Below are 24,639 nucleotides of genomic sequence, written 5' to 3'. Positions count from 1 at the left end.
CGATTGCCCGAAGATCGTGACACGCCCGGGATCGCCACCGAACGCCACGATATTGGCGCGCACCCAGCGCAGCGCGGCGACAAGATCGAGTTGCCCCACATTGGACACCGCCGTGCCGGATTTTGCCAGATTGCCGAAATGGAGATAGCCAAATCCGTTGAGGCGGTGGTTGACCGAAACCAGCACCACATCGCGGCGCTGGCATAGCCGCAGCCCATCGTTGACCGGCGCGTCGCCCGCGCCCAGGGCAAAGCCACCGCCGTGAATCCACACCATGACCGGACGGCGCTGCCCGTCGTTCACGCCAGGCGTCCAGACATTGAGGGCCAGGCAGTTTTCGCTTTGCCGCACGCCTGCTTCGACGGGGGCGCCGGGCGGGGCAAGCTGGGGGCAGCGATCGCCAAACGCCAGCGCGTCGCGCACGCCGGGCCACTGCGGCGGCGGCGCCGGCGGCAGGAACCGCCGCGCGCCGCCGGTATCTGCGCCATAGGGCAGGCCGCGAAAGACGTGCACGCCCTGTTCGACCGATCCGCGCACCAGCCCGCTGGTGGTGCGCACCACGCCGGCATTGGCGGCCCGAATGGACGGGGCCAGCCATAGCGTGCCGCTGGCGAGTGCGCCGCCCAGCACGGTGCGCCGGTTCAGGGTGGCGGTCGATGGTGCGTTGGCGGAAATGGCATGCACTCCGAAAAAGGGCGGGTGTAGGCCTGCCTGCCGGCAGGCCCCCGTTTGCCGCGACCGGCTGGATCGGTCAGAAGTTGTAGCGCACACCCACGCGATAGCGGCGGCCGATCACGTCGTAATAGACCGAGTTGTTGTTGCCGTTCCACAATGGCGGCGGCATCACGTCGAACAGGTTGGTGACGTTGCCATAGACCTGAAGCGTGCGTGATCCGCTTTTGATCAGATCGAAGCTGGCACCAATATTGGTGTAAAATCGGGACGGCACGCGGTTGATGTTGATGCTGTTCACCAGGTTGACGTTGTAGCCCGGGTCTTCCGGTCCGATCAGCGAGGCATCGTACTTGCCGCCCGAAATGAAATGCCCCTGCAGGTTCAGCGTCAGGCGGCGCAGTGTCACCGAGGCGAACCCGTCGACCACCCACGATGGCACCCCGTTGAGCCCGTTGTCGCCAGCGCGGTTGACCGGCGTGGTCGTACCCGGCATCAGCACCGCGCTGTTCGTCAGCTTGATGGTGTGGGTGGCAAGCGCGCGCAGATCGAGTGCGGATTCCGCGCCGAGGTTGGTGTGATAGCTGGCTTCGAAATCCAGGCCCTTGAGATCCTGGCGGTTGAGATTGAGGTAGAGCACCGACACCGACTGGAGAATGCCGCTGGCGTTGCGCGTCACCAGCCCGCAGATATCGGTAGCGCCAGTGGTGTTGCAGGTGTTGACGATGACCTGGGCGCCCAAGGTGGCGATCGCATCGCGGATGCTGATCTTGTAGTAATCCGCCGACAGCCGCAGCCCGCGCAGCGCGCCTGAAGGTTGCAGCGTGATCCCGGTTGTAAACGTGCGCGCCTTTTCCGGGTGAAGATTGATGTTGCCGCCGGTGTAGATCGTCGCGAACACCTGCGAGCCGGTCTTGGTGTCAGACAGCGCGCCCACGCCGGTTACCGGGGTGGTAAACAGCTCTGCCGTGTTGGGCGCGCGAATATCCTGGGATTCCGTGACCCGCAGCAGCACACCGTCGATCGGCGCATAGGTGCCGCCGATCTTCCACGTCGTGGCGTTGAAGCTGTTGGATACAGTAAGGTTGGCGGTCTCGTAATGGGTGCGGCGGATCGCGCCATTGAGGTCGAGGCTACGGCCGAGCGGGCTGTCCTTGAGCAGCGGCAGCCCGGCTTCGACATAACCTTCGATCACGGTCACATGGCCGCGCGTGGGCGTCGCGTTATACACGTAAAAGCCGTTGGCCGCCGAGATCGGATCGACGGTGATGGACAACTGGTCGCGCCGTGCTTCTACCCCAGTGGCCACGGTCATCGGCCCGGCCCAGCCTTCGAACAGCGTGCCATGCACGTTGCCGGCACCTGCCCACTGGCTGAACCGGGTGTGCTGGTAAGTCGTGCCAAAGGCATAGGCTTTGGCCTCGGGCGAAAACTGGCCCTGGCCGAGAATGTCGAGCGGGCGGCACGCGGTATTGGGATCGGTCAGCGCAACGCGGCAGATCGGTTTGCCCGTGACCGGATCGGCCACGGCATCGATCGCCTTGGCATAATTGGCGGTGATACGATCGTTGACGGTGGACTGGGTATAATCGGTCACGCCATACTGGACATAGGCATCCCATGCCCAGTTGCCGCCGAGCTTGCCGTTGGCCCCCGTCACGATGCGGAATGTGTCACGCTTGGACACGCTGTCCATCTGCCCGAAATCGGTACCCAGCTTGCCGATGACCAGCCCGGTGATGCCGTTGGCCTGCATCGTCTGCTTGATCGCATCGGGCAGGAACGGATTGTCGATCTTGATCAGGCTGCCATTGCCGGGAAAACCGCCATCGCGCACTTCGGGGCCGCTGGTATAGCCGGTGACGTGCCCATAGCTCATGTCGATAAAGCCGGTGAAGGCGGGCGAGGCTTCGTACTCAAAATGGCCGAAGGCGTTGTAGCGGGTGACCGGGATCGACAGTGCCGGATCGCCGAAGAAGCTGTTGAGGCCGGCACCGGTGCCGCCTTCCATGAACAAAGCGCCGGCATTCTGGCCATACGAGAACGGCACAGCGTTGCCATTGGCGTCGAACTGCAAGCCGCCCAGCGGGCCACCGCGCGCGGCCGAGCGCGTGCCGGCGGCGTTGACGACGCCGGTGATCAACCCGCCGGGTGTGAGCGTCGCGGTATGTACGTTATAGGCGATGTTGTTGGCGGGCCGCCCGTTGACGCCGGCGGTCTGCGTCAGGTTGCCGACCTCGTTCGAGCAGTTGGTGCGGGTATAGCACCCGCCCACGCCCAGATCCTTGTCGTATTCGGCACCAAACACGGCATGGCCGCGACCATCGGCAAAGCTGGTGCCGGCGGCGATCTGGGCCACATAATTGTTGCCATCGCCGCGATCGGTCACGCCATATTCGAAATTGCTGCGCACCCCTTCGAGATGCTTGTTGAGGATGATGTTGATCACCCCCGAAACCGCGTCGGAGCCATAGGCCGCCGAGGCGCCGCCGGTAACGATATCGGCCCGCTCGATCAGCAGCGTCGGGATGAGGTTGAGATCGACCGTACCGGTCGACGTGCTGGGGGCAAAGCGCCGGCTGTCGACCAGCACCAGCGTGCGGCTTTGGCCAAGCCCGCGCAGATCGGCGATGCGGGCGCCAGCATTGACCGGGCTGATGTTGGACCCCACCGTCGAATTGGAGGGCGAGGATGACGCGCGGAACGAGGGGAGGGTGGCCAATGCCTCGCCGATGTTGGTCGCGCCCATCTTTTGCAGGCGCTCGGTGCCCAGCGTAGTGACCGGGGTGGGCGCGTTGAACGAGCTGTTGGCAAGGCGCGAGCCAGTGACGATGATTGCCTGTTCTTCGGCGCGTTCGGCGCTGGTGGGTTGATCGGCGGCAGGGACCGGTGTTGCGGCGGGCGCATCTTGCGCCGACGCAAGTGATGGCATCGCCGCAAGGCCAAGCGCGGCACTGGCGAGCAGCCTGGCGTGGCGGGCGGAAGCGTAGGCAGTCTTACCCTTCATGATGGCGTCCTCTCTGGTTCCCCGATTGCATGTTCGGGGTTGTGGTTATGATGACGATGCTCGGGCGGAAGAGGGCGGGCCGGTGGCCGGCCCCGATCAACGCACGAGGTAGTAGCGAAACAGCGAATGGTCTGGCGGATCGCCGGGCGACACGTGTGGTCGCCGCGCGCCGACACCGATCAGCACGCTGCGGTTGAGCCATTCGTGCGGCCCGGTCGGGGCGCGGAAATAGGGGGTGCAACGGAAATAGCGCGGGATTGGCGGCGCGTCCTCGGCCATGCCCGGCAGGCGCAGCGGGCCATGCACATAGCCACGGTTGTGGATATAGATCTGGGCGCCGTCGTCAGCCTCGATCATGTAGTGCGCGTTGAGTTCGACCACGCCATCGGCGCGCACGACCGGCCAATCCGCGCCACTGAAATCAACCAGCCGGCCGTTGAGCCGCGGCCCGGAAACGGTGCAGCCGGCGCCCACCGAGGTGTAGCCGGCGCTGGCTCCGCCCGAGATGGGCCAGACCCAGCGCTTGTCGAAATTGATGCGGATGTCGAACGCGTGCTCGGCATGGAGCGCAAGATCGTCGGCACTGTCCATGGCTACTCCTCCCTGGCCGGCACGACCGGCAGCAGCAGGTGCGACGGGTGCGCAGCGCCCAGGTGCAGCACGTGGCGCCCGGCGTTGCGGGTCTGCGCGTGGGCCGCAAAGGGCAGGCCGGGTAGGCCTTTATCGGGTACGTCGCGCCCCTGGATGACCAGGCGCAGGCTTTCCCCGGCAGCAAAGCGGGTGGATGATGGCCAGATTTCGATGTCGATCGGCACGATCTGGCCGGGTTTCAGGCGCTGTTCGGTGGTGTGCAAATGAAACGGTTGAAGCGGCGTGCTGCGCGCCGGATCGGTGGCGCGATGGCTGGCGCGTAGCCAGCCCAAGGCAACCGGGCCGTCTTCAAAAAAGGCATAGAACGTCTGCCCTGCCGGCGCACCTGTGGCGTCAAGCTTTTGCAGGGCAACGAACAGGTCCATGTCGTCGGCGCCGTCGGCCTCCACCCACAGCCGCAGGCTGGCATGGCCGGTAATCTCGGTATCTTCGGCAAAGCGATGCTCGAACACCGCGCTGCCAGTTTGCGCGTCATAAGCCGTTTTGCCTGGCGCTTCCGGCACAGCCTCGTGCAGCCCTCCATCCGCGCCGAGCCATAGCGGTGTCGCCACGGCGCGAGCGAGCGGCCATTCGGCTTCATCGCGCCACACGGCGGCATCATGGCGATCGCGCACTTCGATCCGCACGCGCGGCCAGGCGGGCAGCCTGGTTTCGTGGCCGCGCAGGAAGTGATCGAAGAACGCCTCGCGCCCGGCTTGGCTTTCGGGGCGGTAATAGTTGGCCCACTTCTTTTGGCCGTGCACGGTCAGCCATTTTTGCGGGCTGCCAATGGCCTTGAACGCTTCAAGCGTGCCGCGCGTGTGCAGCCCGTGGTCCGACCAGCTTGCCACGACCCAGGCCGGCGTGCGGATCGCGCCAAGGTCGATTTCCTTGCCTTGCCAGAAGGCATCGTAAAGCGGGTGGGCCTGGGCATTGGCCCAGGTGTCTTCGGTTTGGCCCAGCGAATAGGCGATGTTGTCTGATGCGCGGGGCAGGAACCCGGTTTCGAGAATGCCGCCATGATAGGCGAATTCGCGATACCAGTCGGTAAAGCCTTCCCACGGATTGATCGCCGCCAGGGCGGGTGGGGCCAGCGCAGCGACCCAGAACTGGATCGCGGCGAGGTAGGAAACCCCGGTCATCCCGATCTTGCCGTTCGACCACGGCTGCTCGGCCAGCCAGGCGATGGTGTCGGCGCAATCCTGCGCCTCCATCGCGCCGTTGTGGTGAAAATCACCTTCCGAAAGCCAGGCACCACGTGGATCCACCACTGCCACGGCATAGCCGCGCGGGCACCAGGCGAGGGGATCGGCGCCCTCGAACGGGGTCAGTGGCGAAAGCCAAGCAGGATCGACGCCCGAATGCGGCCAGAACACCCGGTTGCTGCGGGCGTGCTTGCCATAGGGGCTCCACGATAGCAGGCAGGGCAGGTCTGCCAGGCCGGTCGACCCTGCCGGGCGATAGACATCTGCATAGATGCGCACGCCATCACGCAGCGGGATCGCCAAGTTACGCTCGATCGCCAGCCCGGCGTCCTGCTCGATCGCATGGTCGCGCGGGGGCAGGCGGGGCTTGCCCGGCGCGGTATGGGGATCCTTGCCGGGGCGCATCAGCGGAGCAAACGCGGCTGCGTCCATCACAGCACCACGAAGTAATGGATGCGGTTGGCGTTGGGTATTTTCTCCGCCACGCCGATGAACACGTGCTGGCTCATCCACGCATGCGGCCCCTCGGGCGCTTCGAATCGCGGCGCCACGCGCATGTAGTAGTCATCGCTGCCCACATCCTCGTTGCGCGCCATGCGCGCTGCGATTTCAGGGCTGCGCGCCCAGCGATAGCCGCGATTCTGCATATAGATGACCGCGCCATCATCGGCTTCGAGCAAGTAGCGCGCATCGAAATCGATCACGCCGTTGGGGCGCTGCAGCGGAAAGTCACCGCCCGACATGGGGATGACACGGCCATTGAGGCGCGGCCCCTCGATCGTGCCGTTGGCTGCATAGATCGCGGCGCGGGTATCGCCAATGGCTGAGGGTTCGATCCAGCGCAGGCCCGCCAGATCGATTGAAATGGTGAAGGCAAATTCGCAGCGCGGCGCAAACGGATGGTCGGGCGCAAAGGGGGGCGCCGACACCGGGGGGTGTGCCGGCGCAGGGGGTTGGGATTCGGCCAAGCGATCCTCTCCTGGGTGATTTTGTGAGTTGTTGATTTCTCACTATGTCAGTTGTTGATACATCCACAAGTCCGGCATGACAAGGGGCAATCTTTTGGCTATGGCAATCGGCATGGACACGGACAGCGCCAGCGAAAATCCCAGCCACGCGCTCCTCGCGAGCGACAGTTTGCTCGTGGAGGGGGACGGGCACGCCATGCTGGCGGCATCAGAGCGCCGCTGGCAGCTCTTCGGGCCGAGCCACTTGCCTTATCGCATCCTGCTGCTTGCCAAGATGATCGACCGCGTCACGTCGCAGCACGTGCGCGATCGCGCGGCCATGTCGCTGGCGGAATGGCGCGTGATCTCGCATGTCGAACTGATGAAGCAGTGTAGCGCGGCCGAAATTGCCGAGGCGGCGTTTGTAGATCGTTCCGAGGTGAGCCGTGCCGTGGCGGCACTCGAATCGCGGCAGTTGATCCAGCGTGATCCCAACCCGCGCAACCGCAAGAGCAGCCTGATCTCGCTCACGCCCGAAGGCAAGGCGATCTACGCCATGGTGCGTGAGGAACGCACGCACATGTACGAGGAATGGCTGGAAGATCTGTCGAGCGAAGACCGCGCCCAGCTCGACACCGCATTGCGCACGGTGATGCGCCGGATCGTGCTGTCCAACCCGGATGCGCTCAAGGCTTGAAGCGGTTCGCGCGGGGTCCTGGTGCCGTTCGCCGATGCCGTTCGAAACTGGCCGGCGCGCATGTTGACCCGGATCAGGGGGGCAGCAGCATCGGCACGGAGCGGCCGGCATGGCGCCGACCTCGTTGTGCTGCCGGGTGTCTGCCGATCGAGCCTTGCCTCCTACGCCTCTGGTGACGATCGCCAACGCGGGCTTTCGGCCTCGCGCAGAAGTGCGTTGAAGGTTTCCGCCTGACTTTATAGGAGCACCCGATTGGTCTCTTCAATCGCCTTGCACGCGGCAACTGCGCCCTGCAACTCCTCTAGAGGCAGATCGTCAGGATACTGAATTACAATGAATTATCGCCATTCCTTCCATGCTGGCAATAGCGCCGATGTCGTGAAGCACTGCTTGCTGATCGCCCTTGTGCGGGCTTTGCAGCAAAAACAGAGTGCGCTGACGCTGATCGACGTCCACGCCGGCTGTGGGTTGTACGACCTTGACGGCGAGCAGGCCCAACGCACCGGGGAAGCCACGCAGGGCGTGCTACGGGCCTTTGCCGACCCGAACCCCTTGCTGGATCCCTACCGTGCCGCCGTTCAGGCGGTGAATGTAGGGTCCGAACTGCACCTTTACCCCGGCTCACCGCGGATTCTGGCCCAGTTGCTGCGCCCGCAGGATCTCCTGATCTTGAACGAAAAGCATCCCGAGGACGTCAATACCCTGCGCGGCGCGATGCGTGATACATCCGCTGCCGTGCATGGGCGAGACGCTTACGAGCTTTGGCTGGCGATGGTGCCGCCCCGAACGCCTCGCGGCGTGGTGCTGATCGACCCGCCTTATGAGCAGACGGACGAACGCTCGCGGATCACCGCCACTCTCACCGCAGCTTACCGCAAATGGGCGCATGGTGTGATGGTGATCTGGTATCCGCTGAAAGACCGTGCCACGCATTCGCGGTGGAAGGAGCAGTTGCGCAAGCTCAACATCCCGAAATTTCTGACGGTGGAGCATTGGTTATACGATCGCGATCAGCCCGGCATCTATAATGGCGCTGGCCTTTTCATCGTCAACCCGCCCTACGCCTTCACGCAGGCTCTGCCGCCTCTGCTGGAAGCGCTGCGCGCCGCACTGGCGCCAGAGGGGCATCGCGGCGAGATCATAACCGATTGGTTGGGCGATTGAACAAAACTCTCATCACCCCCTTCTGCGAAACGAAGATTGCCGCACTGCAGGTTGCACCCAAAGCATCTTGAAAGATTTGCTCGCTGTCGTTCACCGGCGAACAGTGGCAGGCCCGCTGTTCTCCGCAACGCAGTCGATTGCCGAAAGCGCTGGGTACGGTAGGAAGGTCCCAAGCCCTGGCATGCCAACGCTCTGCCATGACGGTGAGCATATGACCGGTTCGCGTGCCTTGTGAGGAGCATGAGTGTCGTGCTTGGCGGCGCCTACCGCAATCCCATGCGGTCCATTTTCTTCAGCAGCCCGACACGCGAGAGGCCGAGGTCGCGGGCGGTGTGGGTATGGTTGTGGCCGGTACGCTCGAGCGCTTCAATAATCCGGCGGCGCTCCAACGCGGCGACCTCCTCTTCCAGGGTCACATTCGCGGCAGGCAAGGTAACGGGCGCGGTTTCACCGGTGGCAAAGGCCAGGTCCTCGACGCTGATCGCAGTGCCTTGCGCCAAGGCCACTGCACATTCCACGGCTGCCCGCAATTCACGCACGTTGCCAGGCCAGGTGCGCTGGGCGATCCACTCCAATGCGGCGACGCCAAAGCTGATGCCGGGTGCTGCGCGGCGAAGGAATATCTGCGCCAGCAACGCCTTGTCCGCCCCGCGTTCGTCCAGCCTTGGCGTGGACAGCACCAGGCCTTTCAACCGATAATAGAGGTCCTCGCGGAACACGCCATCGGCGACGGCGGCGGCAAGATCGCGATGCGTGGCAGCGACGATGCGCACATCCGATTTGCGCATCTCGCGTGCGCCAACCGGCTGATAAGTACCATCGGCCAGGAAGCGTAGCAGCTTGACCTGCATGGCGGGCGGCATCTCGCCGATCTCATCCAGGAACAGCGTACCGCCATGGGCCACTTCGACGAGGCCAGCACGGTCGGCATGGGCACCGGTGAAACTGCCCTTCAGGTGGCCGAACAACTCGCTTTCCAGCAAGTCCGCCGGCACCGCCCCGCAATGTACCGGGACCAAGGGACCCTTGGCGCGGGGCGAGGTAGCGTGGATCGCGCGCGCTACCAGTTCCTTGCCGGTGCCGCTGGGCCCCAGTACCATGACCGGCATGTTGGTAGGGGCCACGCGGCGGATCAGCGCGCGCAAGGCGACCATCGGCGGGGATTGCCCGATCAGGCCCATGTCCTCGCTGGCTTCATCCCGCGCGCGCAGCAGGGCCAATTCCTTCGCAAGCCTCGCGCGTTCTGCCGCGCGGGCGACGACGACCCGGAGCAGATCGGGATCGACCGGCTTGGCGAGAAAATCCCAGGCGCCCGCCTCGATCGCCTGCATGGCCAGTGCCTGATCAGCGTGGCCGGTCATCACCACGACCGGCGCAGGCGCAAAGGCGGAGATCAGCGCAATGCCCGCTTGCGGATCGTGATGTGGCGGCATCGCCAGATCGAGCAGCACGACATCGGGCCGCTGCTTCGCAAAGACGGCTTGCGCGGCATCGCCATCACCCACCGTGGTCACTTCATGTCCCTGCGTGCGCAACCAGCCTGCAGTCAGGCGCTGAAAGGCGGGTTCATCATCGGCCAGCAGGATCATCGGCGCTCTCGCAAATCAGGCCCGAATGTCAGGCGAAAACAGGTGGTCCACCCGTCGCGCCGGGCCAGCGTGGCAGTGCCGCCATGCGCCTCCATGATACGGCGGACGATGGCGAGGCCGAGGCCCGTGCCTCCGGCCCGGCGCGAAACGAAGGGCTTGAACAGGCTTTCGGCGATCTCAGGCGCGATGCCGGGGCCGTTGTCGCAAATCTCGATGCTGCAGCAATCGGCAATGATCATGCAGTCACCGCCCATCGCCCTGGCGTTGTCCACCAGATTGGCCAGGGCACGGCGCAAGGCGGCGGGATCGGCGTGGAGCATCATGCCCTCGGGCACATCCACCGGCACGCCAAATCCGGACAGATAAGGTGCCAGTTCGATGGGGCGCGGCGTAATGGTCCATGCCCGCGCATAATCCAGAATGTCGGTGACGAGCGCGTTCATGCGCCCCACCTGCTCGCCGATCTCCATGCGCACTTCGGGTGGGGCTCCGGTGGCTGCCATCTGCACAATGCCCAATGGGTTCCGCAGATCGTGCGCGATCGTCGCCGCCAACGCCCCCAGTTCCGCGAGCCTCGCTTCGCGCTCTGCTTCCACCATGCGCTGTGCGCTGGCAAGGCGGCGAGCGGCTTCCTCCACCAGCGCGGCGATGCGGGCGGCGGTATGGCGCAGCGCGGCGGGTGCATCGCCCCATCCGGCCAGCGTCACGGCCCCTCCCTTAACCGCCAACCCCGGCCCATCGGCGGCGAGGCCCAGGTGCTGGCGCAGCATGGCGTTGGCCAGTTCACCCAGCGCCTGCTCGTCTGCCACCTGCGCCAGGGCATCGCGCCATGGCTCCACATCCAGCTGGGCGCCTGGGAACACCAGCCGGTCGGTCAGCCGCTTGAGCGGCGCCATAACCAGAAGCCCAAGCGCCATGGCGCCCGCCAAGGCCGCCCATGTCGCCACAAAGCCCTCTGGCCGACCGGCAAGCGCCAGTGGCAAAGTGGCGATCAGCGCTGCCGCGCCCCCCGCGCCCGCCAGAAGGAGGATCCACGCCAAGCCCCGCCGCGCCCATACATCGGCCGCCATGAAACGATGCCGCAGCACCGCGTAGACCAGGGCCACCGAATAGAGCGGCAGCGCCAGCACCGGCCAAGGATATGCCTCGATCCCCAGCGCGGGGAAGGCAAAGCCGGTAAGCGCGAGAAGTCCGATCCCGCTCGACACGAACACAGCGCCGGCCTGATCGCGATGCAGCCCGCTCTGTTGACGCCATGTCTGGAACAGGCGGACATGGCCCGCCACCGACAGCACCGCCGTAACGCCCAGCACTCCCCAGCCCGCCAGCGAGGGCGCAAAGGCCCCCGCAAAGCCATGCCAGGGTACGATTCGTCCCACGCCCAGACAAATGCCTGCGACCACTGCCAAGCACGCCACGCTATAACTGGTCCAAGCCACCGGTCGCAGCGCACCGCATAGCGCGAAGGCGAATACCAGATGCACGAAGGCTGCAGCTGGCAATGGCGAAAGCGCGATCACGGTCAGCGTAAAGGGCGCTGCCCTGGCGCCCAGCATCGCCGGAGCGGCCATGGCCAGGCTCCACAGCGCCACTCCGCACAGGAATATCACCAGCGTCCATGCGCCCGGCAAACCACGCGCCTTGGCCGCGACAAAGCCTGCCAGCAGCAAGCTCGCCAGTGCGGTCAGGCCCAGCGCGCCGACATAGGCCATGATGCCAAGGGCTGTATCCATCGTTGACGGCATAGCAGGCGTTTCCGTTTACGTCGTTTACATTCGCACGAGGTCTTCACCGGCAAGAGTCCCGGTTTTCCGGCAATCTTCGCAATTGGCATGCCAGTTGCGAAGCCGGGGGCATGACGCGGTCATCCCGGCCGCAACTCGGGAAAGGAGCCAACCATGTTGATCCCGATTGCTGCCTCGCAGCCCGCCCATGCCGTTACACTGGGCCTGGCCGTATGGCGGCGTGTCCCACAGCCAAACATGGATTGAGGAAGCCGCGATGCGTGTGATGATCGTGGGCGGTGGCTTCATCGGCGGGCATCTGGCCGGGCGGCTGCGCGCCGAAGGCTGCGCGGTGACGGTGGCTGGGCGGCGCAGCGCAGATATTGCCTGCGATCTTGCCCGGGACGATGCAACTGTCTGGACCGAGCGGTTGTGTGGCCATGATGCGCTGGTGAATTGCGCAGGCGTCTTGGCTGCCGGGGCGGACTATGATGGCGTCCATGCCCAAGGCGCTATCGCCCTGTTCGATGGCGCCGCACGTGCGGGCGTGGCGCGGGTGGTTCAAATTTCGGCGCTCGGTGCCAGTGAGGGCACCACCGCCTATCACCGCAGCAAGCGCGCAGCGGACGAGCACTTGACCAAGCTGGACCTGGGCTGGGCCATTGTCCGCCCTTCGCTGGTGGTGGGGCGGGGTGGGGGCAGCACGGCCTTGTTCAGCGCCTTGGCCGCCTTGCCGCTCATGCCCGACATAGGCGGCGGCATGGTGCAGCCCATCGCCATCGCTGATCTTGTGGATGCGATCTGGCGCCTTTTGCAGCGACCACTACCCATGAGTTTGGTGGTGGATGCGGTGGGACCCCAACCGATGCGTATCCTGGACCTGATGGCTATTCTGCGACACTGGCTGGGCCTTGGCGTGGCCAGCAGCCTGCCGGTGCCGCGCTGGATGCTCCGGGCCGTCGCCTCTCTGGGCATCGGCCCGGTGACGCGCGACAGCCTCACGATGCTGGAGGCAGGAAATGCCGCGCCGGTGGAGCCATTCGTGACTGCACTGGGTTTTTTGCCGCAACCTGTCGCGCAATTCCTGGCCGCTCATCCGGCGACGCACGGCGATGTGCTGGCCGCCCGCCTGGTGCCGATGGAGCCTGCGCTGCGCGGGCTTTTGGCAGCCGTCTGGCTGGCCGGTGGGTTGGTGCCACTGTTGCTCACGCCCATGGGGCGCAACACCCACTTGTTGGCCCGCCTCGGCCTGACGGGGGAGGCCGCGATTGGCACCGTCTGGGCCGGATCGCTGGCGGACATGACGGTTGCCCTTGCCTTGATCCTGCGCTGCCGCGGGGCCGCACTGGTGGGGGTCGCGCTGATGGTTGCCTACAGCCTGATCCTTGCCGCCATCGCGCCCGAACTCTGGGGCGATCCCTTTGGAGCCCTGGTCAAGAACCTCGCCGTCCTCGGCCTGTCTCTCGCCATTAACGCGATGGAGAAGCCCCGTGCCTGATTACCTGCTTCTCAAAACCATCCATATCCTCAGTTCGACGCTGCTGTTCGGCACTGGCCTTGGCACGGCGTTTCACGGCTGGATGGCCAACCGTTCGGGTGTGCTTGCGGCGCGACGCGTGGTGAACCGCAATGTCGAACTGGCCGATTGGCTGTTCACCACGCCCGCCGTCATTGTGCAGCCGGTGACAGGTGTATGGCTGGCCCATCTGGCCGGCTTTCCGCTGACCACGCCATGGCTGGTAGCCGCCATCGTGCTCTACATCCTGGTGGGGGCTTGCTGGCTGCCGGTGGTGGCCATTCAGATCGCCATGCGCCGCATCGCCGAAGCCACGCCAGACGGGACCGAATTGCCCCGGCACTATTATCGCCTGGCGCGCTGGTGGTTCGCCTTGGGCTGGCCTGCCTTTGTCGGCGTCATCGCCATCTTCTGGCTGATGGTCGCCAAACCGGAGTTTGCACTATGACCGAGGCTCCATTCTATCGCGGACGCATCCTCGCGGGGTTCACGCTGGCACTGGCCATCGCGTTCAGCGCCTATATCCTGATAAACGCCAGCAAGGCGAACAGCGTGGCCTTTGCCAGCCTGTGGTTCCTGGCCGTTCTGCCAGCCTATCTTTGCGCCTTGATCTGCTATGTCGGGGATCCCGCGCTGGAGAGACCACGGTCCTTTTACCTTTCAGTGCCGCCGGTGTTCGGCGCGATTGTCTGCGCAGGATCGGCAATATTCCTGCGCGAGGGCGTCATCTGCCTTGTCATGCTGGCACCCATCTGGTTGGCCTTTGGCTGGCTTGGCGTCTACATCCTGCGTCGCGTGCGCAAAGGGCGGGCTCATCCGGCTCGATTTCAGGCTTCGCTGCTCTTTTTGCCGCTGATGTGTGGCAGCGTGGAAAGCCGGATCCCGATCACCGAGCAGCCGGTCACGCTCACCCGCTCGATCGTGATCGAGGCTGCGCCCGCGCAAGTCTGGCCATTTGCCGTAGCCAACGCGCATATTGGGGGCGACGAAGGGCAATGGAATTTCACGCAAAGCATCCTGCGCCTGCCGCGTCCGCGTGCAACCACAATGAGTGGGCATGGCGTGGGCGCCATCCGCACCGCCTATTGGGGTGGTCACATCAATTTCGAGGAGCGGATCATCCAATGGCAACCGGGACGGCGGCTTGGATGGTCGTTTGCCTTCACCAACAGCTCGCTCCAGGACTACACGGACCGGCATATTGCACCGGACGGGCAATTCCTGAAGATCGATACCGGCGATTACACGCTGACCCCTTTGGCCGCGAACCGGACGTTGCTGACCCTGCGGACGCATTACATCGCGAAGACGCACGTCAATCTATACGCCCAGCTTTGGGGCGAAATCCTGTTGGGCGACATTCAGAGCAATATTCTGGCCATTATAAAGCAGCGCGCCGAAGGGACAGCGAGCCAGGTGAACTGGGGCATACTGAATAGCCCCTAGTTTTCTAGACGCCTTTTGTTTGTCAGGATCTGCTGCCGTTCGAACTCGCGGGGGACGGCATGCCGATCCTGGCGAGCTTGCGCACCGGGTTGTAGAACATCTCGACGCAATCAAACACGTCCTGCCGGGCTTGGTCGCGGGTTTTACAGGTCCGGCGCCGGACGCGCTCGCTTTTGAGCGAGGAGACGAACCTCTGCTAAAGACCAGGGGCTACTCAAATGGCCATCGCCGTTATTTGGCATGCGCCAGCCTGGACTTGTGGCGCAGCAGGTTGTCGAGCGAAACGCGGCCGCCGCCCTTTGCCAGCAAAGGCAGGAGCAGGCCTGCCCAACTCAGGTGGGTTGGCCAGGCATCAGGATAGACGAACACCTCGATCACCAGCGTCATGCCGAGCAGGCCAAGTGCCCCGGCTCTGGTGAACAGACCGAGCACCAGCAGCGCCGAAAACAGGTGTTCGCAAATGGTTGCCGCATAGGCGGCGATGTGGGGCGGGATGAGCGGCAGGGCATAGTCGGTGGCGAAAAGGTCAAAGGTGCCGTCGGTAATCGTGAACCAACCTTCGACCTTGGCCCGACCGGACAGGAAGAAAATTGCCGCTGCACCCAGCCGGGCCACAAGCAGCAAAAGCCAGTCCGGCAACAGCTGCCCGGCTAGATCGGTAGCGCGCTGATAGTGAGTCATCAGCATTTTCATCGTTTTGGCCTCCAGCAACGGGGCATGCGGTGCGACCCGGACGGCTTGGCATCGGCGCCCGGGCCCATCAAGGTCAGCCGCGCGGGGTGAGCGAGCCCATGCCGTGCGGGGTCTTGATCGCGGTGCAGGTCCCGATCTTCACGGCTTTCCAGGCGTTGCCCTGGTAGTCCTTGACGGAAGTTCCGGCACAGCTGGTGCCGGCACCGGCCTTGCAATCGTTCTTGCCGGCGAGTGCCACGCCATAGCATTTCTCCGTCTTGGGGGCGTCGGCGGCGTGAACGCTCGTTCCGGCCAGCGCGACAGACAGCGCGACGGCGGCGGCGGCTTGGGTAATGGTCATGATGAAGCTCCTGCGAATGGAAAAGCGGTGTTGCCCGCCCGGACGGTGATCCGGTCCAGAACGGCAAGGGGCAATTCGCAGGCTGGGCGGAACCGGTTACAGAATCTTTTTTCGTTTTTTTGTGATCGGGCGTGTAACCGTTGGGCAGCTTGCAGCGAAGCATGGGGCGGGAGCATACATGCGAGCGGACGAATCCCAACTGAAGGCGTGGATGATTGGCGGACTGGACGGCGACACGGCCTGCCAGACCCAGTTCCTGCGCGCGCTCGTTCCAGTGCTCGAGGCGTTCTATCGCCGCCGGATGCGCGACGGGCGCGACGACATCGACGACCTTGTCCAGGAAACGCTGATCGCCGTGCACACGCGCCGGGCAACGTTCGACCGGGATCGCCCGTTCGGTGGCTGGCTGTTTGCCATCGCGCGCTACAAGATGGTCGACCATTTTCGGCGCGGCGGCCGCACCTGCACGATCGAAGGGCTGGACGACATTCTTGTCGCCGAAGGGTTCGAGGATGCCAGCAACGCGCGGTTGGATGTCGACCGGCTGCTGGATGAACTGCCACCCAAGCAGTCACAGGCGATCCGCGCAACCCGGCTCGAAGGTCTCAATACCTCAGAGGCGGCGGCGCGGGCAAAGATGGGGGAATCAGACGTAAAAGTGTCGGTGCACCGCGGCTTGAAAGCGCTCGCGGCCCGTATCAGAGGCGAGATCTAGGATGAACACCGACGAACTGATCCAGGCGCTGGCCAAGGACGTGAAACCCGTGCCGCGTCATGCCGTCGGGCGTCGCCTCGCCATCGGGATCGGCGCGGGGGCGATCCTTGCGCTCGTGCCGATCGTGTGGCTGCTGGGGCTGAACCCGCAGCTGGCCCTGGCCATCCAGCATTACTCGTTCTGGATGAAGTGGGGCTATACGGTCTCGCTGGGCAGCTGCGCGGTCGTGGCGACGGCACGCCTTGCCCGTCCCGATAGCGGCAAGCTCGGCTGGATGTGGCTGATGGTCATCCCGGTCCTGTCGCTTGCCGTAATCGGCCTTTTCGAGATGAGCCGAGCACCACCGACACAGTGGCTGGCGATGTGGCTGGGCCACAGCTGGACCGTATGCTCGTCGCTGGTGTTCTTGCTGTCGATGCCGATTTTCGGCGGCCTGCTCTGGTCGTTCCGGCATCTTGCGCCGACCCGGCTGCGAGCGGCGGGCGCAACGGCGGGGCTGACGGCCGGTGCCTGGGGCGCAACGCTCTATTGCCTCCACTGCCCGGAGGTTTCCGCGATCTTCGTGCTGACCTGGTACACGCTCGGCATCGGCCTGGCCGCCCTGGCGGGCGCGCTGGTCGGCCCACGCCTGCTGCGCTGGTAAATTTCGCGCTGCTGTAACCGCGCCCGGCACGGCGACGAATAGCAGGTGCCACACCCGGCACATGCACGTCCCAGGAGCACTATGATGAACACTTTCAACGCAAGCCTCAGCCTGGCTGCCTCGGCTGCCATCGTCGCCGTTTCGGCTGCTGCGGTTGCCACCCCGGCCATGGCTGCCAGCGGCGCAACCACGGTTCACTGCTACGGCGTCAACAGTTGCAAGGGCACGTCGGATTGCAAGTCCGGCAATCACGATTGCAAGGGCCAGAACGACTGCAAGGGGCAGGGCTTCAAGTCGCTGTCAGTCAAGGCCTGCAAGGCCGCCGGCGGGAGCCTGACCGAGCCCAAGTAACCCCGCTGAAGCAAACGGCCTGCGTGCTGCTGCCTGCGTCAACGGGCGGCGGCGCGCAGGTGCGAGGAGAGCGATCGTGCCACTACCCACCTTTTCCGGCTTCGGTCTTGGCCTGCGCAAGCCGCACTATGCCGAATTTCTGGAAACCGCCGTCCCGGTAGACTTTGTCGAGGTGATTTCGGAGAACTTCATGGTTGCGGGCGGGCGGCCAAGGCACATCCTGCGGCAAGTGCGCGAGCGCCACCCTGTGGCGTTGCATGGCGTATCGCTGTCGGTGGGCTCGGCCCACGGGCTCGATCCAGATTATCTCACCCGTCTGCGTGCGCTGGCCGACGAGATCGAGCCGCTGTTCGTTTCCGATCACCTCAGTTGGTCGCGCGCGCCGGGGTTCAATTCGCACGATCTCCTGCCGCTTCCCTATAATGCCGAAGCGCTGGAGACCGTTTGCGCCAATCTGGCGCGCGCCCAGGATGCGCTGGGCCGGCAATTGCTGATGGAAAATCCGTCAAGCTACATGACCTATCCGCAGTCGGACATGAGCGAATGGGAGTTCCTGCGCACGGTGGCTGACCGGACCGGGTGTGGACTGCTGCTCGATGTGAATAATATCCACGTTTCCGCAATCAATCACGGCCTGGATCCCATTGCCTATGTTGCGGGGCTGCCGCTGGATCGGGTCAGGCAGATCCATCTGGCCGGCCACAGCCAAGGCGAGACGTTGTTGATCGACACGCACGACCAGCCCGTCGCGCCCGCAGTCTGGGCATTGTTTGCGCATGTGATGGCGTTGGTGGGCCCGGTTGCGGTGATGATCGAGCGCGATGACAACATTCCGCCGCTGGCCGAATTGCTGGCAGAACTGGATCAAGCGCGGGCATTTGCCTCTCGCCGGATGGCAGCATGACGCTCGGCACGCTCCAGGCCGATTTTCGCGATTGGCTGGCGACCGGCTCGGATCGCGCTGCGGCCCGCTTTGCGCCGGATGCGCAAGCGGGCCTCCTGGTCTATCAAAACAACCATCGGGCCGCGTTGCTGGCCTGCCTGGCGGAAAGCTTTCCAAACACCGAGAAGTGGTTGAGATCAGAGAATTTCCACGCTTGTGCGGCATTCCATATCGATGCATGCGCCCCCGATAGCTGGTCGCTCGACCACTATGCGGAGAACTTTCCCAAAAGCCTCGCCGTGCAATGGCCCGACGATCCGGCCGTGGCAGAACTGGCCGCGCTGGAACTGGGATTGGCCGAGGCATTTGTGGGGCCCGATGCTGCCCCTTTGCAGGTGGCTTCGCTTGGCAGCATCGATTGGGACCGGGCCATGCTCAAATGGGTACCAACCGCCCGCTTGCTGCCCTTGCGGACAAATGCCCCGGCGATCTGGTCGGCCCACACGTCGGCACAGGACATTCCCATGCCGTGCTTGATGCCCCAGGTCACGACCGTGTTGATCTGGCGACAGGCGCACATCGCTTGCTTTCGCACGCTCGACTCTCTCGAAAGCGAATTTGCCCATCGGTTGCTTGGCGGAATGCGCTTCGATGCGCTTTGTCGAGAGCTCGCCTTTGCCTTGGGCGAGGACGAGGGCGTGCGCACTGCAGGCAACTGGCTTGGACGCTGGGTTGCCGATGGCCTGGTCGATCATAGCGTGGCCGCCTGACACATGGCATAGGCTGCGCTTTGAAATCGATCGCAGCTGGCCTGATGCCAGCCTGAACATGGGGGCTCAGGTTTTGGCGGCGGGTCTCCATGCGTTTCGGTACGCCCTTGGCGAGGTGCCCGTCACCCGTTTGAAGGCATTGCTGAACGCGCTTTCCGAGGTGTAGCCGACGGCCTGGGCGATCAGCCCAACGGGTCTGTCCCTTGTCTCCCGTAGCGCCTGTTCGGCAAGGCGCATGCGCCATTGCGTCAAATACGAGAGGGGGGTGACGCCCGCAACGGTGCGAAAGCGCTCGGCAAACGTCGTGCGCGACATGGCGCAGGCTTCCGCAAGATCGGTCAACTGCCAGGGCCGCGTTGGATCGCCATGAATCAGGCGGATGGCCGGGATCAGGCGGGGGTCGGCCAATGCCCGCAGCAAGCCTGCGCGATCCGCATGGGGGCTGCCGATGTGCGCGCGCATGACTTCGATGAAGAGAAGCTGCGCCAGTTGCCCTGCCGCAAGCCCCGCTCCCGGCAGTGCCGAGCGCCGTTCATCATTCAAACGGTCGAGCAGCCAGCGGAATGTTGCCGCTTGAGTCTGCTTGCCCCGAACATGGATCCATGGCGGCAACATACTGCCGAGCAACGGCCCGTTTCCGGGATCGAGCAGGACGTGGCCACCGATATGGGCAAAATCCCCGCCATCGCCGAGTTGCGCTTCGGTCCTGCCGGCGCCCGAGAACAGGTCCATAGCATCGAGCGCGGGAGCATCGGGATCGCTGGCGAGCACGAAGGCGCGCGGGGCGGACAAAAGCCCGACGTCGCCGGTTTCGAAATGGATCGGTGCTTCGCCATCGAGCGTCACCCAGCAATTGCCTTTCACCACAGCGAAGAACTTGATCGTCTTGGGCGCCGGAAAGCGAATGGCCCAGCGGCCGCCTGCGGTGAAGCCGCCGGTCACCAGGCTTTCCGCTTTCGCCAGTTTGAGAATGTCGGAGAAAGGATCAACGCGCATTTCCGTACTATCGCACATGAATACCGGACTTTGAAGCATTCTCCGTCCGCTGTGCCTGTCTTATCTACGCCGGCACCGCCAGCATGGAGAAACGGCAATGACGGAAAAGCAAGTGCTCGTAACCGGTGGCACGGGGTTCATCGCCCAGCATTGCATCATTGCGCTGCTGGGCGCTGGATTCCGGGTGAAGACGACCCTGCGTTCGTTGGCGCGCCGTGACGAAGTCCTCGCCAATCTCAGGACGGGCGGTGTTGAACCGGGCGATCGACTGTCATTCATCGTTGCCGACCTGACCGCCGACGCTGGCTGGGCAGAGGCAGCGGCGGGCTGCACTTATGCGCTCCATGGGGCTTCCCCGACGCCGTCTGGAACCCAGACGCATGAGGAAGATTGGGTTCGGCCAGCAGTGGAAGGCAATTTGCGCGTCTTGCGCGCGGCGCGCGATGCGGGGGTCAAGCGCGTGGTGCTCACCTCGGCGTTTGGCGCAATCGGCATGGGCCATGCACCCAACCACCGCCGCCCGTTTGACGAGACGGATTGGAGCGATCTGTCGGGCAAGGTGGCCCACTATCAGCGGTCCAAGACGCTGGCAGAGCGTGCCGCGTGGGACTTCATCAAGCAGGAAGGCAATGGGCTTGAATTGGCCACGGTCAATCCCACCACCGTTCTGGGCCCTGCTCTGGGGCCGGACTATTCGCATTCAATCCGGCTTATCAAGAGCATGCTCGATGGTCAGCCAGGCTGCCCCAAGGTCAACACTTGTGTTGTCGATGTCCGCGATGTGGCCGATCTGCACCTGCGCGCGATGATCGATCCGGCGGCCAAGGGCGAGCGTTTCCTGGCCACATCGGGGGAAAGCCTGTGGATGGTGGATATCGCCAGGCTTTTGAAAGTGCGCATGGGTCAGTCGGCGGCCGGAGTGTCGACCCGCGTTTTGCCCAATTGGCTGATCCGCACGATGGCTCTCTTCAATCCGGTGATGAAGAATGTGGCGCCGCATCTGGGCATCAACATGAATGCAAGCGGGGCCAAGGCCAAGCGATTGCTTGGCTGGTCGCCACGTTCGCGGGAAGAAGCCATCCTGGCGAGCGCCGAAAGCCTTGTGCGGTTGAAGCTGATCAACCCCTAGGCGCCCTGTGGAATTCGTCCACGGTGCCTAGGGCCATACCCTGAAACCCAGCGATGGGTGGGGGCGGGTTTCGTTGCAGTCCTGGCGCCACGCCTTGGCCGTAGTCAGGCATTGTCGGTTCTTAGAGGGACGGCCGGGCGATCACCACGGTACGCTCGCCCCGTGTCGGTCGATGAAGCGCAGGCCGGGGGTGCCCTGCTGCGCGATCAGCGTCGCAACGAGTTGGGGGATGGTTTCCTCGATGCTGAACGTGGCTTTGGGCCCGCCCATATCGGTCCGAATCCAGCCTGGTGCCATGAGCACCATCGCGCGTGGGTCGCCAGGCCGGCGGGCGGCAAAGCTGCGCATGGACTGGTTGAGCGCGGCCTTGCTGGCGCGATAGACTTCGAAGCTGCCCTTGGTGTTGTTGGCGATGCTGCCCTGGCCAGAGGACATGACGCCGATAACCCCGCCGGGACGAACCAGATCCTCAAACGCCTCAACCGCACGCATCACGCCGAGCGTGTTGGTGAGCATCACGCGCACGAATTCGTCTGTTGCCACCTCGGCAATCGTTTCGTCGGCCCGCCCGCTGGCGATGCCGGCGTTGACGAAGAGGATATCGAGCGCCTGCCCTGCCAGTTTGGCGTGCAAGCGGGCCAGTTGCTCGGGCACCGTGATGTCCAACCGTTCGATAGTGACCTGATCGGGGTGGGCGTCGGCCACATCGTGGAGGGCGGTCCTGCCATCGTCCCGCACGGTGCCGATCACGTGCCAACCCTTCTGGATGAACGCATCGGCCATCGCCAGGCCCAGGCCGCGCGACGCGCCCACCAGGAGGATCCTTCCTGCTTCCATGCCAAAGTTCCCGTACTGTTTCCTTTGACGGTTGTGGGCCTTGGCGGCGGGTTGCACCAGACGCGCGCCATGCAAAGCATGGTTGCGTTGAACGCTGCGCCAGTGGCCGCTAAAGCTGAGGCATGGCGCCGATCGATCTCAACCTGCTCGCTGCACTCGATGTGCTGCTGGCGGAACGCAGCGTGACGGGGGCGGCCAGGCGTCTCGGGCTGAGCGTATCGGCCATGAGCCGGACGCTCAGCCGGTTGCGCCTGGCGACAGGCGATCCGCTGCTGGTCCAGGCCGGGCGTGTGCTGGTGCCGACGCCCCATGCCGAGCAACTGGCCACGCGCGTGCACCTGCTGGCGCAGGAGGCGCGGGCGGTTCTCGGCCCGACGACTGGCTCGATCGACCCAGCGCTGCTGGAGCGCACTTTCACCATCCGCTCCAACGAAGGCTTTGTGGCCATGTTCGCGGCGGCGCTGGTCGTGGCGGTGACCAAGGCCGCCCCGCGCGTGCGCCTGCGCTTTGCCCCCAAGCCCAACAAGGCGGCGGCACCGTTGCGCGATGGGCAAGTGGACCTGGAGATCGGGACGACCGGCTCGTCAGCACCTGAAATGCGCAGCCAGTTGATCTTTCGTGACTGCTTCATCGGCGCGGCCCGAACCGATCATGCCCTGTTCGATGCCCCGATCACGCCCCCAATCTACGCGGCCTGTCGGCATGTGGTCTCTTCGCGGCGCGGCGCTTCACGTGGGCCGGTGGACGATGCCCTGCATGCGATCGGCTTGCGACGCGAGATCGCGGCAATCGTGCCAAGCTTTATCGATGCGTTGAATATCGCGCGTGACACGGACCTGGTCGCGCTTGTGCCACGCAGTTGCCTTCGTGACGGACAGGGCGCCGCCAGAGGGCTTCGGGGCTTCGCGCTGCCAGTGTCGACGCCGGAACTGACGATCAGCACGATGTGGCACCCCCGCCTTGATGCTGACCCGGCTCATCGCTGGTTTCGCCAGACGATCATGGCCACGTGCCAGGAAACGCTTAAGTCCTGACACTCCTATGGCGAGGCCTGCCGCTCCATGCGCAGCGGAACGCCGCCAGCCTGGCTTGCGCCTGCGGGCACGGGCGCCGCCTTGGCGCGCGGCCGGATAAGCCGGCTTCGCGCCGAACCTGCTTGGCTCGCATGAAAATTTGGTGCGCCATGTCACAAACCGCGGATCAGGCTCGTCATGACGGCATCCCCCTCTGAAAGGATGTCCATCATGACCCCACGTCTCGATCTCTACACCGCTTCGCCCGACGTTTTCAAAGCGTGGTTTGCCTTTTCCCTGAAGGTTGCGGAATGCGGATTGGAAAAGTCGCTGCTCGAACTGGTGAAAATCCGCGCGTCGCAGATCAACGGCTGCGCCAATTGCCTGAACATGCACACATTCGACGCGCGCAAGGCAGGCGAGAGCGAGCAGCGCATCCACCTTGTGGCTACATGGCGCGAGGCACCGTGCTATAGCGCCCGTGAACGCGCCGCGCTGGACTGGACGGAACACATGACGCAGATCGCCACCAGCAGGGCGCCCGATGCCGTTCATGCCGCCCTGGCGGCGCAGTTCACGCCCGCCGAGCAGGTACAGTTGACGCTGGCCATCAACGTCATCAACGGCTGGAATCGCCTGGCGGTGGGCTTCAACGTCTATGCACCCGAACTGGGCTGGCAATGAGCCAAACGGTTGGCCAGATCTTCGACGCGCAGCGGGCCACCCTGCTGCGCGTTGCCTACCGCATGCTGGGCACGATGGCCGATGCCGAGGACGTGGTGCAGGAAGCCTACCTGCGCTGGCAGGCCGTGGACCATGGCCAGGTGGCCACGCCGGCAGCCTTCCTGCGCCGGATCGTAACACGGCTGTGCCTTGATCACCTGAAATCGGCGCGCGTTCAGCGCGAGCGCTATATCGGGCCATGGTTGCCCGAGCCGACCGTGGACGAAGCGCTGGACGACGATGTGACCTTGCCTCTGCTGCTGGCGCTCGAACGGCTTTCCCCGCTGGAGCGGGCGGCGTTCCTGCTGCACGACGTGTTCGGGGAAAGCTTCGAGGAAGTCGCCCTCATCCTCGACAGGGACGAGCCGGCTTGCCGCCAACTCGCCCGGCGTGCCCGGCGTGCCCGGATGCACGTGCGCGATGCCCGCCCACGTTTTCCGATCGATCACGGCCAAGGCAAGGCCATCGCGATCGCCTTTTTCGAAGCATCCCAGAAAGGCGATGTGGCGCGATTGAGCGCTCTGCTCGCGCAGGACGTGCAGTTCCATTCCGATGGCGGTGGGAAGCGCCCGTCGGTGGCGCGTGTGCTGCACGGCGCGAGCGAATATCTGCGCGCGCAGATGGCCTTGGCGCGGTTGCGCCGTGCCCCTTCGGAACTCGTGCGCTTTACCGTGATCAATGGGCTGCCGGGGTTCATTACCAGGGAACCTGACGGCTTGCTGCAAACCACCGCGCTGCTGGTCGTGGATCGAGAGATCCAGGCGATCTACGTCATCCGCAACCCGGACAAGCTGCTGCGCGTCCATTGAGCGTTGGCCGCTGCCGGCGCGTTTCCACGCGCAGGTGTTGCCGCGCGGCCACAGGTGAAAATCTCTTTCGTGCGCCACAACAGGCCACTGGATCAGCTCCATCATATGTTATATAACATAACTTGAAGGCGCGAAACGCG

24 protein-coding genes and 2 pseudogenes are annotated in these 24,639 nt (G+C 64.5%); 14 read left to right on the top strand and 12 right to left on the bottom strand.

Annotated elements, in window-relative coordinates:
* Positions 1-12 precede the first annotated feature (12 nt).
* The 5 genes and pseudogenes from R9J51_RS15745 to R9J51_RS15725 form a co-directional block, all read right to left on the bottom strand.
* Positions 13-513 (bottom strand): annotated as a pseudogene (locus R9J51_RS15745) (carboxylesterase family protein); the annotation flags it as partial.
* Positions 514-751: 238 nt separating this feature from the next.
* Complete coding sequence (locus tag R9J51_RS15740; protein ID WP_179505018.1) at positions 752-3,679, bottom strand: TonB-dependent receptor domain-containing protein; 2,928 nt, start codon at positions 3,677-3,679, stop codon at positions 752-754.
* A 96-nt stretch (positions 3,680-3,775) separates the two neighbouring features.
* On the bottom strand, positions 3,776-4,270 hold the full coding sequence (locus R9J51_RS15735) for a DUF3237 domain-containing protein (protein ID WP_179505017.1): 495 nt from the start codon (positions 4,268-4,270) through the stop codon (positions 3,776-3,778).
* 2 nt (positions 4,271-4,272) lie between these two features.
* Positions 4,273-5,946 carry a CocE/NonD family hydrolase gene (locus R9J51_RS15730; protein ID WP_218847404.1) on the bottom strand — a complete coding sequence of 558 codons (1,674 nt, stop codon included), beginning with the start codon at positions 5,944-5,946 and terminating at the stop codon, positions 4,273-4,275.
* Positions 5,946-6,443: a DUF3237 family protein gene (locus tag R9J51_RS15725; protein WP_168555283.1), complete on the bottom strand. Its 498-nt coding sequence runs from the start codon at positions 6,441-6,443 to the stop codon at positions 5,946-5,948. The genes R9J51_RS15730 and R9J51_RS15725 overlap by 1 nt, the downstream gene beginning before the upstream one ends.
* Positions 6,444-6,594: 151 nt before the next feature.
* Between R9J51_RS15725 and R9J51_RS15720 the strand changes: the two genes are divergently transcribed.
* Both R9J51_RS15720 and R9J51_RS15715 read left to right on the top strand, forming a co-directional pair.
* Entirely contained in the window at positions 6,595-7,158 is a 564-nt protein-coding gene (locus R9J51_RS15720) for a MarR family winged helix-turn-helix transcriptional regulator (protein ID WP_169474737.1), read from the top strand.
* 333 nt (positions 7,159-7,491) lie between these two features.
* Positions 7,492-8,322 carry a 23S rRNA (adenine(2030)-N(6))-methyltransferase RlmJ gene (locus R9J51_RS15715; RefSeq protein ID WP_179505015.1) on the top strand — a complete coding sequence of 277 codons (831 nt, stop codon included), beginning with the start codon at positions 7,492-7,494 and terminating at the stop codon, positions 8,320-8,322.
* 263 nt (positions 8,323-8,585) lie between these two features.
* Here the strand turns inward: R9J51_RS15715 and R9J51_RS15710 are convergent, their stop codons facing one another.
* Both R9J51_RS15710 and R9J51_RS15705 read right to left on the bottom strand, forming a co-directional pair.
* Positions 8,586-9,911, bottom strand: coding sequence for a sigma-54-dependent transcriptional regulator (locus tag R9J51_RS15710; protein ID WP_179505014.1), 1,326 nt, complete (start codon positions 9,909-9,911; stop codon positions 8,586-8,588).
* Positions 9,908-11,644, bottom strand: a complete 1,737-nt coding sequence (locus tag R9J51_RS15705) for an ATP-binding protein (protein WP_432787567.1) — start codon at positions 11,642-11,644, stop codon at positions 9,908-9,910. Before R9J51_RS15705 ends, R9J51_RS15710 begins: the two co-directional genes overlap by 4 nt.
* Before the next feature lie 178 nt (positions 11,645-11,822).
* Here R9J51_RS15705 and R9J51_RS15700 point away from each other — a divergent pair, with 178 nt between their 5' ends.
* The 3 genes from R9J51_RS15700 to R9J51_RS15690 are packed head-to-tail and all read left to right on the top strand — an operon-like array spanning position 11,823 to position 14,597.
* Entirely contained in the window at positions 11,823-13,133 is a 1,311-nt protein-coding gene (locus R9J51_RS15700) for an SDR family oxidoreductase (RefSeq protein ID WP_432787566.1), read from the top strand.
* Positions 13,126-13,599 (top strand): DUF2269 family protein, encoded by a 474-nt coding sequence (locus tag R9J51_RS15695; protein WP_169474733.1) that lies wholly within the window; start codon positions 13,126-13,128, stop codon positions 13,597-13,599. The genes R9J51_RS15700 and R9J51_RS15695 overlap by 8 nt, the downstream gene beginning before the upstream one ends.
* Complete coding sequence (locus R9J51_RS15690; RefSeq protein ID WP_179505012.1) at positions 13,596-14,597, top strand: hypothetical protein; 1,002 nt, start codon at positions 13,596-13,598, stop codon at positions 14,595-14,597. The genes R9J51_RS15695 and R9J51_RS15690 overlap by 4 nt, the downstream gene beginning before the upstream one ends.
* Here R9J51_RS15690 and R9J51_RS15685 read toward each other — a convergent pair.
* From R9J51_RS15685 to R9J51_RS15675, 3 genes and pseudogenes are all read right to left on the bottom strand, one after another.
* Positions 14,594-14,781, bottom strand: a pseudogene (locus tag R9J51_RS15685) (IS3 family transposase); the annotation flags it as partial. The gene R9J51_RS15690 and the pseudogene R9J51_RS15685 sit on opposite strands and share 4 nt — an antisense overlap.
* 47 nt (positions 14,782-14,828) lie before the next feature.
* Positions 14,829-15,284 carry a DoxX family protein gene (locus tag R9J51_RS15680; protein WP_432788001.1) on the bottom strand — a complete coding sequence of 152 codons (456 nt, stop codon included), beginning with the start codon at positions 15,282-15,284 and terminating at the stop codon, positions 14,829-14,831.
* Positions 15,285-15,363: 79 nt separating this feature from the next.
* Positions 15,364-15,630, bottom strand: a complete 267-nt coding sequence (locus R9J51_RS15675; RefSeq protein ID WP_179505010.1) for a BufA1 family periplasmic bufferin-type metallophore — start codon at positions 15,628-15,630, stop codon at positions 15,364-15,366.
* 178 nt (positions 15,631-15,808) lie between these two features.
* Here R9J51_RS15675 and R9J51_RS15670 point away from each other — a divergent pair, with 178 nt between their 5' ends.
* The 5 genes from R9J51_RS15670 to R9J51_RS15650 all read left to right on the top strand — a co-directional run bounded on the left by R9J51_RS15670 (position 15,809) and on the right by R9J51_RS15650 (position 18,992).
* On the top strand, positions 15,809-16,345 hold the full coding sequence (locus R9J51_RS15670; protein ID WP_179505009.1) for a sigma-70 family RNA polymerase sigma factor: 537 nt from the start codon (positions 15,809-15,811) through the stop codon (positions 16,343-16,345).
* A gap of 1 nt (position 16,346) precedes the next feature.
* A complete protein-coding gene (locus R9J51_RS15665; protein WP_169474729.1) occupies positions 16,347-16,988 on the top strand; it encodes a DUF1109 domain-containing protein in 642 nt (213 codons plus the stop codon).
* An 84-nt stretch (positions 16,989-17,072) separates the two neighbouring features.
* Positions 17,073-17,339 carry a BufA2 family periplasmic bufferin-type metallophore gene (bufA2, locus tag R9J51_RS15660; RefSeq protein WP_169474728.1) on the top strand — a complete coding sequence of 89 codons (267 nt, stop codon included), beginning with the start codon at positions 17,073-17,075 and terminating at the stop codon, positions 17,337-17,339.
* A 76-nt stretch (positions 17,340-17,415) separates the two neighbouring features.
* Entirely contained in the window at positions 17,416-18,243 is an 828-nt protein-coding gene (gene bufB, locus R9J51_RS15655; RefSeq protein WP_432787565.1) for an MNIO family bufferin maturase, read from the top strand.
* On the top strand, positions 18,240-18,992 hold the full coding sequence (locus tag R9J51_RS15650) for an HvfC/BufC N-terminal domain-containing protein (RefSeq protein ID WP_179505008.1): 753 nt from the start codon (positions 18,240-18,242) through the stop codon (positions 18,990-18,992). The genes bufB and R9J51_RS15650 overlap by 4 nt, the downstream gene beginning before the upstream one ends.
* 66 nt (positions 18,993-19,058) lie before the next feature.
* Here R9J51_RS15650 and R9J51_RS15645 read toward each other — a convergent pair whose 3' ends face one another.
* On the bottom strand, positions 19,059-19,988 hold the full coding sequence (locus tag R9J51_RS15645; RefSeq protein ID WP_179505007.1) for an AraC family transcriptional regulator: 930 nt from the start codon (positions 19,986-19,988) through the stop codon (positions 19,059-19,061).
* A 97-nt stretch (positions 19,989-20,085) separates the two neighbouring features.
* On the opposite strand from R9J51_RS15645, the gene R9J51_RS15640 reads away from it, so the two are divergent.
* Positions 20,086-21,117 carry an SDR family oxidoreductase gene (locus R9J51_RS15640; protein ID WP_179505006.1) on the top strand — a complete coding sequence of 344 codons (1,032 nt, stop codon included), beginning with the start codon at positions 20,086-20,088 and terminating at the stop codon, positions 21,115-21,117.
* A gap of 141 nt (positions 21,118-21,258) precedes the next feature.
* Here the strand turns inward: R9J51_RS15640 and R9J51_RS15635 are convergent, their stop codons facing one another.
* Complete coding sequence (locus R9J51_RS15635) at positions 21,259-21,954, bottom strand: SDR family NAD(P)-dependent oxidoreductase (RefSeq protein ID WP_179505005.1); 696 nt, start codon at positions 21,952-21,954, stop codon at positions 21,259-21,261.
* Between the two features lie 122 nt (positions 21,955-22,076).
* On the opposite strand from R9J51_RS15635, the gene R9J51_RS15630 reads away from it, so the two are divergent.
* The 3 genes from R9J51_RS15630 to sigJ all read left to right on the top strand — a co-directional run bounded on the left by R9J51_RS15630 (position 22,077) and on the right by sigJ (position 24,499).
* On the top strand, positions 22,077-22,988 hold the full coding sequence (locus tag R9J51_RS15630) for a LysR family transcriptional regulator (protein WP_179505004.1): 912 nt from the start codon (positions 22,077-22,079) through the stop codon (positions 22,986-22,988).
* Between the two features lie 210 nt (positions 22,989-23,198).
* The gene (locus R9J51_RS15625) at positions 23,199-23,651 is read left to right on the top strand and encodes a carboxymuconolactone decarboxylase family protein (RefSeq protein ID WP_169474722.1); all 453 of its coding nucleotides are present in this window, start codon (positions 23,199-23,201) and stop codon (positions 23,649-23,651) included.
* Positions 23,648-24,499: an RNA polymerase sigma factor SigJ gene (gene sigJ, locus R9J51_RS15620; protein ID WP_179505003.1), complete on the top strand. Its 852-nt coding sequence runs from the start codon at positions 23,648-23,650 to the stop codon at positions 24,497-24,499. Before R9J51_RS15625 ends, sigJ begins: the two co-directional genes overlap by 4 nt.
* Positions 24,500-24,639: the final 140 nt, after the last annotated feature.

This window comes from Novosphingobium rhizosphaerae (genome assembly GCF_050920675.1).
Taxonomy (GTDB): domain Bacteria; phylum Pseudomonadota; class Alphaproteobacteria; order Sphingomonadales; family Sphingomonadaceae; genus Novosphingobium; species Novosphingobium rhizosphaerae.
The sequence above is the reverse complement of the archived record's forward strand: the minus strand, read 5'-3'. Positions and strand labels throughout refer to the sequence as shown.